Consider the following 9459-nt stretch of genomic DNA (forward strand, 5'->3'; position numbering starts at 1 on the left):
AGGCCCTCTGCGCGAACCCGTTCACCGAGCCCTTCACGGAGCCGTTCACCGAGCCCTTCACGGAGCCGTTCACCGAGCCCTTCACGGAGCCGTTCACCGAGGCCCTCGGAGCGAACCCGTTCACCGAGCCCTTCACCGAACCGTTCACCGAGCCCTTCACGGAGCCGTTCACGGAGCCGTTCACGGAGCCGTTCACGGAACCGTTCACCGAGGCGCTCGCGCAGGCCTACGCCCGCATCTACGGCCCGCAGCGCGCCGCGCTGGCGCTCGCCCGCGTCCGAGCGGAGGCCGCACGCCGTCAGCGCGAGGCGTTCTGGGCGGGCTACGTCACCGCGATCGTCCGCGGCCGCACCCGCTGACGACCCGACCGAGACCACGAGGAGACCGCCCGACATGAGCGTCCTGGCAGAAGGAGTCGACCGTCAGCCGACGGCACGCGTCATCGCGCTGCGGCCGTCCGCGGGCCGGCACGCCGCCGCTGGGCGGTCTCCCGAGGTCGTGGGACTCGGTCCCGAGCCCGACGAGAGCCCGCACGGCACCACAGGGCGGCACGCGATCGCGCCCTTCCCCGTCGACGCGCCCGGCACCGGCGCCCGATCGCTCGTCCGCGAGCTCGAGGACCTGACCGAGCAGATGCACGCGCACGGACCCCTGCCGTCGCTGCGGGTCGACCTGCGCGAGCTGCTCGCCGCGTGGGCGGCGGCACTGGTCCGCCTGCACCGCACGCCGCTGACCCCGACGACGCCCGTCGCCGAGCTCCCCTGGGTGCTGACCGAGCCGCTGCCCGACTGGCTGGACGACCTGCCCGGCGACACGGGCCCCGTCTGGGCGGTCCGCGCGCACCCGGGGATCCGCCGCGCCGTCGCGGAGACCCGCCGCGCGTGGTTGCCGGTGCAGTGGGTGCACGGCGACCCGACCGGCGACGAGGTCGTCGTGACGCGGACCCGCGGGTCTGTGCGTGCGGTGCTGCTCGGTGCCGGTCGGGACACGCCCGACGGTCCGCTGGCACCCGCGCGCGCGGGCCGCAGCGGCTGCGGGGACCCGCGGTGGGACGTCGCGACCGCGCTCGACTGGCTCGCGCTCGCGCTCGGTCCGGCGCTCGACCCCGCGTGGCATCTCGACCCCGTCGCCACGTTCGCCGGCCAGTACCGCGAGCTCGGCGGCGACGCGCTGCCGAACCGCGCGACGGCCGTCGCCCGCACGCTCGCCTCCGCGGTCGAGTGGACGGCCCAGCTCACGCTCGACCGTGACCCGAGCGAGGACGAGCGCGCGTGGCTGTCAGGACTGTGGTCCCGACCGCTCGAGCTGGTCGGGCGCACCCGCACGACGTCGGTGCCCGCGCGCCGCTCCTGATCCGTACGCGGTCGCGAGCCGCGCCCGTCGGGACGCCCGCCCCGCGCGTCGGGGCTCGGGCGTCCGGGCCGCAGGGGCCCGGCACCGCCGGGGGGAGCGTCCGCGTCCACCCGGCGCAGGACGGTCCGACGAGCAGCGGTGACGGTGACCCGCACGGGGAGAGCCGGGCAGGACCGGTGGGGACGAGAACGGCGAAGGCCCGATCCGCAGGGGGGACCGGGCCTTCGCCGTTCGTGCGCGGGGGACGAGCCTCAGGCGGCGTCGTCCTCGACCGTCAGGTTCCGGGTCTTGTTCTGGTCGAGCAGGATCCCGGGGCCGTTCGTCGTCGAGATGGTCGCCTTCGTGATGTAGCGACCCTTCGAGGCGGACGGCTTGAGACGCAGGATCTCCTCGAGCGCCGCCGCGTAGTTCTCCACCAGGTTGACGTCGGAGAACGACGTCTTGCCGATGATGAAGTGCAGGTTCGCGTGACGGTCCACGCGGAACTCGATCTTGCCGCCCTTGATGTCGGACACGGCCTTGGCCACGTCCATCGTCACGGTGCCGGTCTTCGGGTTCGGCATGAGACCGCGCGGGCCCAGGACCTTGCCCAGACGACCGACCTTGCCCATGAGGTCCGGGGTCGCCACGGCCGAGTCGAAGTCGGTGTAGCCGGCGGCCACCTTCTCGATCAGCTCGTCGCCACCGACCTCGTCGGCGCCGGCCGCGCGGGCCTGCTCGGCACGCTCACCGGTCGCGAAGACCAGGACGCGCGCCGTCTTGCCCGTGCCGTGCGGGAGGTTGACCGTGCCACGGACCATCTGGTCCGCCTTGCGCGGGTCCACACCGAGGCGGAAGACGACCTCGACGGTCGCGTCGTACTTGGTGGTCGACGTGCCCTGCGCGAGGCGGACGGCCTCGAGCGGGCTGTAGACCTTGCCGGCCTCGATCTTCTCGGCGGCGTTGCGGTACGCCTTGCTGTGCTTCGCCATCTGCTTCTCTCTTCTCAGCAGTCGTGGTCCGTCGGGCCGCACAGGGCCCTGCCACTGAACTTCGTCACGTCACGAGGTCTCGTGCCGCGTGGTGCCGGTCGGCGCGGACGCCGACCGGCGGGGTGAGGACGTCAGCCCTCGACCTTGATGCCCATCGAGCGGGCCGTGCCGGCGATGATCTTCTCGGCGGCCTCGAGGTCGTTCGCGTTGAGGTCCTCGAGCTTGGTGCTCGCGATCTCGCGGACCTGGGCCGACGTGAGGGTCGCGACCTTCACGGTGTGCGGCGTCGGGGAGCCCTTGGCGACCCCGGCGGCCTTCTTGATGAGCTCGGCGGCCGGCGGCGTCTTCGTGATGAAGGTGAACGAGCGGTCCTCGTACACCGTGATCTCGACGGGGATGACGTTGCCGCGCTGCGACTCGGTCGCCGCGTTGTAGGCCTTGCAGAACTCCATGATGTTCACGCCGTGCTGACCGAGCGCGGGGCCGATCGGCGGGGCGGGCGTCGCCGCACCGGCGTTGATCTGGAGCTTGATGAGGCCGGTGACCTTCTTCTTGGGGGGCATGAAGCCGTCCCTCTCTGGTTCGTGGGCCGACGCCGTGGGCGATGACCCGGTTGCAGTGCCGCCCCACGGTGCGGGGCGGCAGCGTCAGCGTCAGATCTTGGCGACCTGGCTGAACGACAGCTCGACCGGGGTCTCCCGGCCGAAGATCGAGACGAGCACCTTGAGCTTCTGGTTCTCGGCGTTGATCTCGGAGATCGTCGCCGGCAGCGTGTCGAACGGGCCGTCCGTGACGGTGACCGACTCGCCGACCGTGAAGTCGACCTGGATCTGCGAGGTGCTCTTGGTGGCCGCGGCCGCCGTGGCGGGGGCCTTGGGGGTGAGCGACGGCGCGAGCATCGAGAAGACCTCGTCGAGCGTCAGCGGCACCGGCTGGTGGGTGTGGCCCACGAACGAGGTGACGCCCGGGGTGTGCCGCACGGCGCCCCACGACTCGTCGGTCATCTCCATGCGGACGAGGACGTAGCCGGGGATCCGGACGCGCTTGACGACCTTGCGCTGCGCGTTCTTGATCTCGACGACCTCCTCCATGGGGACCTCCACCTGGTAGATGAAGTCCTCCATGTTGAGGCTCTGCGTGCGGTTCTCGAGGTTCGCCTTCACGCGGTTCTCGTAGCCCGCGTACGAGTGGATGACGTACCAGTCGCCGGGCTGGCTGCGCAGCTGCGACTTGAAGGCGGCGACGGGGTCCTCGTCGGGGTCGGGCTCGGCGTCCTCGGCCGACTCCTCGACCTCGGCGCCCTCGTCCTCGACCTCGGCGACCTCGTCGGTCGACGCGTCGTCGGCCGGAGCGAGCTCGTCGCCCGCGGCGCCCTCGACCGCCTCGACCGACGCCAGGGCGTCCTCGAGCTCCGTCTCGGCGCCGGTGGGCTCCTGCGACTCCTGCGACACGTGCGAACCTGCTTTCTCCCGCATGGGGTGCGTGCGGGTGGCGAGACTCCTCGCCACCGTGGGCCGGCCGGTGCGGCCGCGAGGGCTCAGCCCCCGAACACCCAGAACGTCAGACGGCCGATCCCGAGGTCGACCACCGTCACGAACGCCATCACGACCGCCACGAACACGAGGACGACCGTCGTGTACGTGATGAGGTCGGAGCGCGTCGGCCGGACGACCTTCTTGAGCTCGGCGACCACCTGGCGCCAGAAGAGCGCGATGCGGGCGAACAGCCCGCGCTTCTTCTCGCCCTTGACGGACTTGGGCTCGCGGGCGGTCGCCGGGCCCCCGGCGTCGGACGCCGCGGCCGGTGCGGTTTCGCTCACGTCTGGCCCCTGTGTCTCGTGGTGGCCACCGGGACCGTGCGGCCCGGCGGTGGGACGGCTGACGCGACGCGCCGGACCGTCCGGCGATCCTGCTCACGCCCGGCCGGGAGCCGGGACGTGTGCGCAGGGCAGACAGGACTCGAACCTGCAACCTGCGGTTTTGGAGACCGCTGCGCTACCAATTGCGCCACTGCCCTACGGCGGCCGCACCCGCTCCATGACGCTCCGTACCCTCACGTCCGGAGATGCGAGGGCGCGGCTCATCATGGCGAAGGTCAACCGCCGGGGGTCCACTGTACGCGACGCGACCGCATGGGTCGAACCACGTCCGCGGAGGGCTCGCGCAGCACGCCGCGCCACCCTGCCCCCGGCGCCCGCCACGGGTCGAAAGGCCGGGCCGCCGTCGCGTGACCTCTGCCACTATGGGGCCCGTGAGCGAGCAGACCACCCCCCGCGCCCGCGTGTCCGCCCGGGTCGCCGCCATCGCCGAGTCCGCGACCCTCGCGGTCGACGCCAAGGCCAAGGCGCTCAAGGCCGCCGGCCGGCCCGTCGTCGGGTTCGGCGCCGGCGAGCCGGACTTCCCGACCCCCGCGTACATCGTCGACGCCGCCGTCGCCGCAGCGCAGGACCCGGCGAACCACCGGTACACGCCCGCCGCTGGGCTCCCCGCGCTCCGTGAGGCGATCGCCGCGAAGACGCTGCGCGACTCCGGGTACGAGGTGAGCCCGGCCGACGTGCTCGTCACCAACGGCGGCAAGCAGGCCGTCTTCCAGACGTTCGCGGCGCTGCTCGACCCGGGCGACGAGGTGCTCCTCCCCGCGCCCTACTGGACCACCTACCCCGAGGCGATCCGCCTCGCCGGCGGCGTGCCCGTCGAGGTGTTCGCGGGCGTCGACCAGGGCTACCTCGTCACGGTCGAGCAGCTCGAGGCCGCCCGCACGCCGCGCACCAAGATCCTGCTGTTCTGCTCGCCGTCCAACCCGACGGGCGCCGTGTACTCCCCCGAGCAGACCGCCGAGATCGGGCGCTGGGCGCTCGAGCACGGCATCTGGGTCGTCACCGACGAGATCTACGAGCACCTCACCTACGACCACGCCGTGTTCACGCCGATCGTGCGCGTCGTGCCGGAGCTCGCGGACACGTGCGTCGTGCTCAACGGCGTCGCGAAGACGTACGCGATGACCGGCTGGCGCGTCGGCTGGATGATCGGCCCGCGCGACGTCATCGCCGCTGCGACGAACCTGCAGTCGCACCTCACGTCGAACGTCGCGAACGTGCCGCAGCGGGCCGCGATCACCGCGCTCACGGGCGACCTGGCCGCGGTCGAGGAGATGCGCTCCGCGTTCGACCGCCGCCGCCGCACCATCGTCGAGATGCTCGGGGCGATCGACGGCGTCGAGGTGCCCGCGCCGCAGGGGGCGTTCTACGCGTACCCGTCCGTCGAGGGTCTGCTGGGCCGGACGATCCGGGGCGTCACGCCGCGCACGTCGGCCGAGCTCGCGAGCCTCATCCTCGACGAGGTCGAGGTCGCGGTCGTGCCGGGCGAGGCGTTCGGCCCCAGCGGGTTCCTGCGCCTGTCGTACGCGCTCGCCGACGCCGACCTCGTCGAGGGCGTGTCGCGCATCCAGCGTCTGCTGGCCGAGGCCGAGTGACCGTCGCGGCCGGGCTCGCGCAGCCCGGCCGCACCCACCGACGTCGACCCGGACGGCACGGGTGACGCGCCGCTGACGGTCGGAGGGCGCACGCCCGCGGGCCGTCCCTCGTGGTCGTGACGCTGCTGATCCGGTACTGCGCGCCGTCGGTGCCCCGGTCCATACTGTCCGCCATGCGTCCGGACGAGCCACGCAGCGCGCGCGGGAGCGCTCCCGCGCCTGCGCCGCTCACCGCTGCGCACCTCACCGTCCGCGTGCGGATCCTCACGGCCGTGATCGTCCTCTCCGCGCTCACCGTGCTCGTGGCCGGCGCGTCGGCGTTCTGGCTGCAGTCGCGCGAGACGGACGCCCGGATCGACAACTCCCTCGCGCGTGCGCTGTCGGCACTGCGGGTCGTCGAGAAGGAGAACCCGACGACGGACGTCCCCGTCGAGACGGTCGAGGACGTCCTCGAGGTCGCGGTGCGCAACCGTGTCCCGGGCAAGAACGAGGGCGTGATCGCCCTGCTGTCCGGCCGGCTCAAGTGGCGGGCCGCGCCGGAGACGAACGCGATCCGCCTCGACACCGACACCGAGCTCATCGACCACCTCAGCCGGTTGTCGCTCTCGACCAGCAGGCCCACGGTGCAGACCGTCCGCACGAGCGTGACCGAGTACCGCCTCATGGCCGCGCCGGTGCGCGTCGACCGCGACCCCGCGCTCGGGCTGTTCGTCGTCGCGTTCGACCGCAGCGCCGAGATGCGCACGCTGCAGACGACGTTCCTCACGTACTCGGCGGTCGGCATCCTCGCGCTGCTCGGCATCTCGGTCGTCGCGTGGTTCGTCGTCGGACGCCTGCTGCACCCGCTGCGGCTGCTGCGGGACACCGCGCGGCGCGTCACCGAGTCCGACCTGTCGGAGCGGATCAACGTCAGCAGCAACGACGACCTCGGCGACCTCGCGCACACCGTGAACGCGATGCTCGACCGGCTCGAGCGCGCGTTCGGCTCGCAGCGCGAGCTGCTCGACGACGTCGGGCACGAGCTGCGCACGCCGCTGACCATCGTGCGCGGGCACCTCGAGCTGCTCGACCCCGACGACCCGGAGGACGTCCGGACGACGCAGTCGCTCGCGCTCGACGAGCTCGACCGCATGCACCGCCTCGTCGACGACCTCATGATCCTGGCCACCGCCGAGCGGCCCGACTTCGTGCGGCTCGCCCCCACCGACGTCGGGCGGCTGACCGACGACGTGCACGAGAAGGCGCGCGGGCTCGGCGACCGCCGGTGGGTCGTCACGTCGCGCGCGGACGTCACCGTGAGCCTCGACGAGCAGCGCATCACGCAGGCGTGGCTCCAGCTGCTCGCGAACGCCTACCGCTTCTCGCCCCCGGGGTCGACCGTCTGGATCGGCTCCGAGGTCGTGGGCGACCGGCTCATGCTGTGGGTGCGCGACGAGGGTCCGGGCGTGCCGGCGTCGGAGGAGCGCCGGATCTTCGAGCGCTTCCACCGCGGCCAGGCGGACCGGTCGCAGAACGGCGCGGGCCTCGGACTGCCGATCGTCGCCGCCATCGCGCAGGCGCACCACGGCACGGTCGTCGTCGAGCGCCCGCCCGAGCGCGGGAGCCGCGGCGCCGTCTTCGTCCTCGACCTTCCCGCCGTCGACCTCGTCGACGGTGACACGACCGTCCCCGACCGCATCGCCGACCTCGCGGAGCACCACTGATGACGCACATCCTCATCGCCGAGGACGAGGAGCGGATCGCCGCCTTCGTCGCCAAGGGCCTGCGCACGGCCGGGTACGAGGCCACCGCCGTGACGACCGGCGACGCCGCGCTGACCCGCGTCCGCGCAGGAGGGGTCGACCTCGTCATCCTCGACCTCGGCCTGCCGGACCTCGACGGGTTCCAGGTGCTGCGCCGTCTGCGCGAGGCCGGGCACGCGCTCCCCGTCATCGTGCTCACGGCACGCTCGTCGGTCACCGACACCGTCACGGGGCTCGAGTCAGGCGCCGACGACTACATGGCCAAGCCGTTCCGGTTCGAGGAGCTGCTCGCCCGGGTGCGCCTGCGCCTGCGCCAGCAGCAGCCGCAGCCGTCCGGCGACGTCACGGTGCTGTCCCACGGACCGCTGCAGCTCGACCTGCGGACGCGGCGGATCCGCGTGCGGGACCAGGAGGTCGAGCTGTCCGCGCGCGAGTTCGCCCTCGCCGAGACGTTCCTGCGCAACCCGGGCGACGTGCTCACGCGCGAGCGGCTGCTGTCGGACGTGTGGGGCTACGACTTCGACCCGGGGTCGAACGTCGTCGACGTGTACGTGCGGTACCTGCGGCGCAAGGTGGGCGCCGAGCACTTCGACACCGTGCGCGGTGTCGGCTACCGGCTCGTCGACGTGACCGCGGTCGGCTGAGCCGGCGCTGCGGCGACGGCCGTCCGTGCGCGGACGTCCGCACGGGCGGCTGCGCGGCGGGCGGCGGTCGGGCGGAAGCACCCGGCCGCGGCTGGCACACTGTGCCGATGCGTGACCTGGCCCTCCTGCCGAAGGCGCACCTGCACCTGCACTTCACCGGCTCGATGCGGCCCGGCACGCTCGCGGACCTGGCCGACCGGCACGGGATCCGGCTGCCGGCCGTCCTGCTCGACGCCGACCCGCTGCACGTGCCCGCCGACGAGCGCGGCTGGTTCCGGTTCCAGCGGCTGTACGACGCGGCGCGCGCGTGCGTACGGAGCGAGGACGACATGCGGCGGATCGTCGCGGAGGCCGTCGAGGACGACGCCGCCGAGGGGTCCGGACGTCTGGAGATCCAGGTCGACCCCACGTCGTACGCGCCGTTCGTCGGCGGCCTGACGCCCGCGCTGGAGATCGTGCTGGACGAGGCGCGCCGCGCGGGTGCGGCGTCCGGGGTCGACGTGGGCGTCGTCGTCGCGGCGTCGCGCATGCGCCACCCGCTCGACGCGCGCACGCTCGCCCGGCTGGCCGCCCGGCACGCAGGGGACGGTCCCGGCGAGGTCGTCGGCTTCGGGCTGTCGAACGACGAGCGGCGCGGCGACACCGGGGCGTTCGGACCGGCATTCGCGATCGCACGTCGCGCCGGGCTCGCGGCGGTGCCGCACGGTGGCGAGCTGCTCGGGCCCGCGCACGTCGAGGAGGTGCTCGACGCGCTGCGCCCCGACCGGCTCGGTCACGGCGTGCGCAGCGCCGAGGACCCGCGGGTGCTCGACCGGGTCGTCGACGAGGGCGTCGCGCTCGAGGTGTGCCCGGCGTCGAACGTGTCGCTCGGCGTCTACGGCGCGGACCGCGACGTGCCCCTGCGCACGCTCGTCGCGGCCGGTGCACGGGTCGCGCTCGGGGCGGACGACCCGCTGCTGTTCCGGTCGCGCCTGGTCGCGCAGTACGAGGCGGCGCGGGACGTGCACGGGTTCTCCGACGAGGAGCTCGCGGCGCTCGCGCGGTCGTCGATCCTCGCGAGCCGCGCCTCGGAGAGCGTGCGCGGGCGGCTGCTCGCGGGGGTCGACGCGTGGCTCGCGGGCGAGGACGGCGAGGCTCCAGCGGGGAGCACGGCGGCGCGCTCCGAGCGTCAGGCCGGCGCGACGAACGGCGCCGGACGGGCCGGCGGGTCGGGGGACGGAGCCGGCGGGTCGGCGGACGGAGCCGGCCGGGCCGGCGGGTCGGCGGTCGGAGCCGGCC

8 protein-coding genes, 1 tRNA gene and 2 pseudogenes are annotated in these 9459 nt (G+C 73.5%); 6 read left to right on the top strand and 5 right to left on the bottom strand.

Annotated features, from left to right (window positions below; genetic code table 11):
* Together CTKZ_RS20225 and CTKZ_RS20230 are read left to right on the top strand one after the other, a co-directional pair.
* A pseudogene (locus CTKZ_RS20225) lies at nt 1-359 on the top strand (peptidase S32); the annotation flags it as partial.
* Between the two features lie 34 nt (nt 360-393).
* Nucleotides 394-1353 carry a phosphotransferase gene (locus CTKZ_RS20230; protein ID WP_124344588.1) on the top strand — a complete coding sequence of 320 codons (960 nt, stop codon included), beginning with the start codon at nt 394-396 and terminating at the stop codon, nt 1351-1353.
* A gap of 251 nt (nt 1354-1604) precedes the next feature.
* On the opposite strand, the gene rplA is transcribed toward CTKZ_RS20230, so the two are convergent.
* The 5 genes from rplA to CTKZ_RS20255 all read right to left on the bottom strand — a co-directional run bounded on the left by rplA (nt 1605) and on the right by CTKZ_RS20255 (nt 4340).
* Nucleotides 1605-2324 (bottom strand): 50S ribosomal protein L1, encoded by a 720-nt coding sequence (rplA, locus tag CTKZ_RS20235; protein ID WP_124344589.1) that lies wholly within the window; start codon nt 2322-2324, stop codon nt 1605-1607.
* A gap of 131 nt (nt 2325-2455) precedes the next feature.
* Entirely contained in the window at nt 2456-2887 is a 432-nt protein-coding gene (rplK, locus tag CTKZ_RS20240; RefSeq protein WP_124344590.1) for a 50S ribosomal protein L11, read from the bottom strand.
* A gap of 90 nt (nt 2888-2977) precedes the next feature.
* Complete coding sequence (nusG, locus tag CTKZ_RS20245; RefSeq protein WP_124344591.1) at nt 2978-3775, bottom strand: transcription termination/antitermination protein NusG; 798 nt, start codon at nt 3773-3775, stop codon at nt 2978-2980.
* A gap of 86 nt (nt 3776-3861) precedes the next feature.
* The gene (gene secE / locus CTKZ_RS20250; RefSeq protein WP_124344592.1) at nt 3862-4143 is read right to left on the bottom strand and encodes a preprotein translocase subunit SecE; all 282 of its coding nucleotides are present in this window, start codon (nt 4141-4143) and stop codon (nt 3862-3864) included.
* Between the two features lie 124 nt (nt 4144-4267).
* A tRNA-Trp gene (locus tag CTKZ_RS20255) sits at nt 4268-4340 on the bottom strand.
* 225 nt (nt 4341-4565) lie between these two features.
* Here CTKZ_RS20255 and CTKZ_RS20260 point away from each other — a divergent pair.
* From CTKZ_RS20260 to CTKZ_RS20275, 4 genes and pseudogenes are all read left to right on the top strand, one after another.
* A complete protein-coding gene (locus CTKZ_RS20260; RefSeq protein ID WP_124344596.1) occupies nt 4566-5795 on the top strand; it encodes a pyridoxal phosphate-dependent aminotransferase in 1230 nt (409 codons plus the stop codon).
* A gap of 173 nt (nt 5796-5968) precedes the next feature.
* The gene (locus CTKZ_RS20265; protein WP_124344593.1) at nt 5969-7498 is read left to right on the top strand and encodes a sensor histidine kinase; all 1530 of its coding nucleotides are present in this window, start codon (nt 5969-5971) and stop codon (nt 7496-7498) included.
* On the top strand, nt 7498-8181 hold the full coding sequence (locus CTKZ_RS20270; protein ID WP_124344594.1) for a response regulator transcription factor: 684 nt from the start codon (nt 7498-7500) through the stop codon (nt 8179-8181). Before CTKZ_RS20265 ends, CTKZ_RS20270 begins: the two co-directional genes overlap by 1 nt.
* Nucleotides 8182-8288: 107 nt before the next feature.
* A pseudogene (locus tag CTKZ_RS20275) lies at nt 8289-9302 on the top strand (adenosine deaminase); the annotation flags it as partial.
* Nucleotides 9303-9459: the final 157 nt, after the last annotated feature.

The organism is Cellulomonas algicola (genome assembly GCF_003851725.1).
GTDB classification, from domain to species: Bacteria; Actinomycetota; Actinomycetes; order Actinomycetales; family Cellulomonadaceae; genus Cellulomonas; species Cellulomonas algicola.

Coding starts and splice junctions, on each gene's coding strand:
- CTKZ_RS20260 (WP_124344596.1), top strand. CDS start 4,566: ATGGGGCCCGTGAGCGAGCAGACCACCCCCCGCGCCCGCGTGTCCGCC.
- CTKZ_RS20230 (WP_124344588.1), top strand. CDS start 394: ATGAGCGTCCTGGCAGAAGGAGTCGACCGTCAGCCGACGGCACGCGTC.
- rplK (WP_124344590.1), bottom strand. CDS start 2,887: ATGCCCCCCAAGAAGAAGGTCACCGGCCTCATCAAGCTCCAGATCAAC.
- CTKZ_RS20270 (WP_124344594.1), top strand. CDS start 7,498: ATGACGCACATCCTCATCGCCGAGGACGAGGAGCGGATCGCCGCCTTC.
- CTKZ_RS20265 (WP_124344593.1), top strand. CDS start 5,969: ATGCGTCCGGACGAGCCACGCAGCGCGCGCGGGAGCGCTCCCGCGCCT.
- rplA (WP_124344589.1), bottom strand. CDS start 2,324: ATGGCGAAGCACAGCAAGGCGTACCGCAACGCCGCCGAGAAGATCGAG.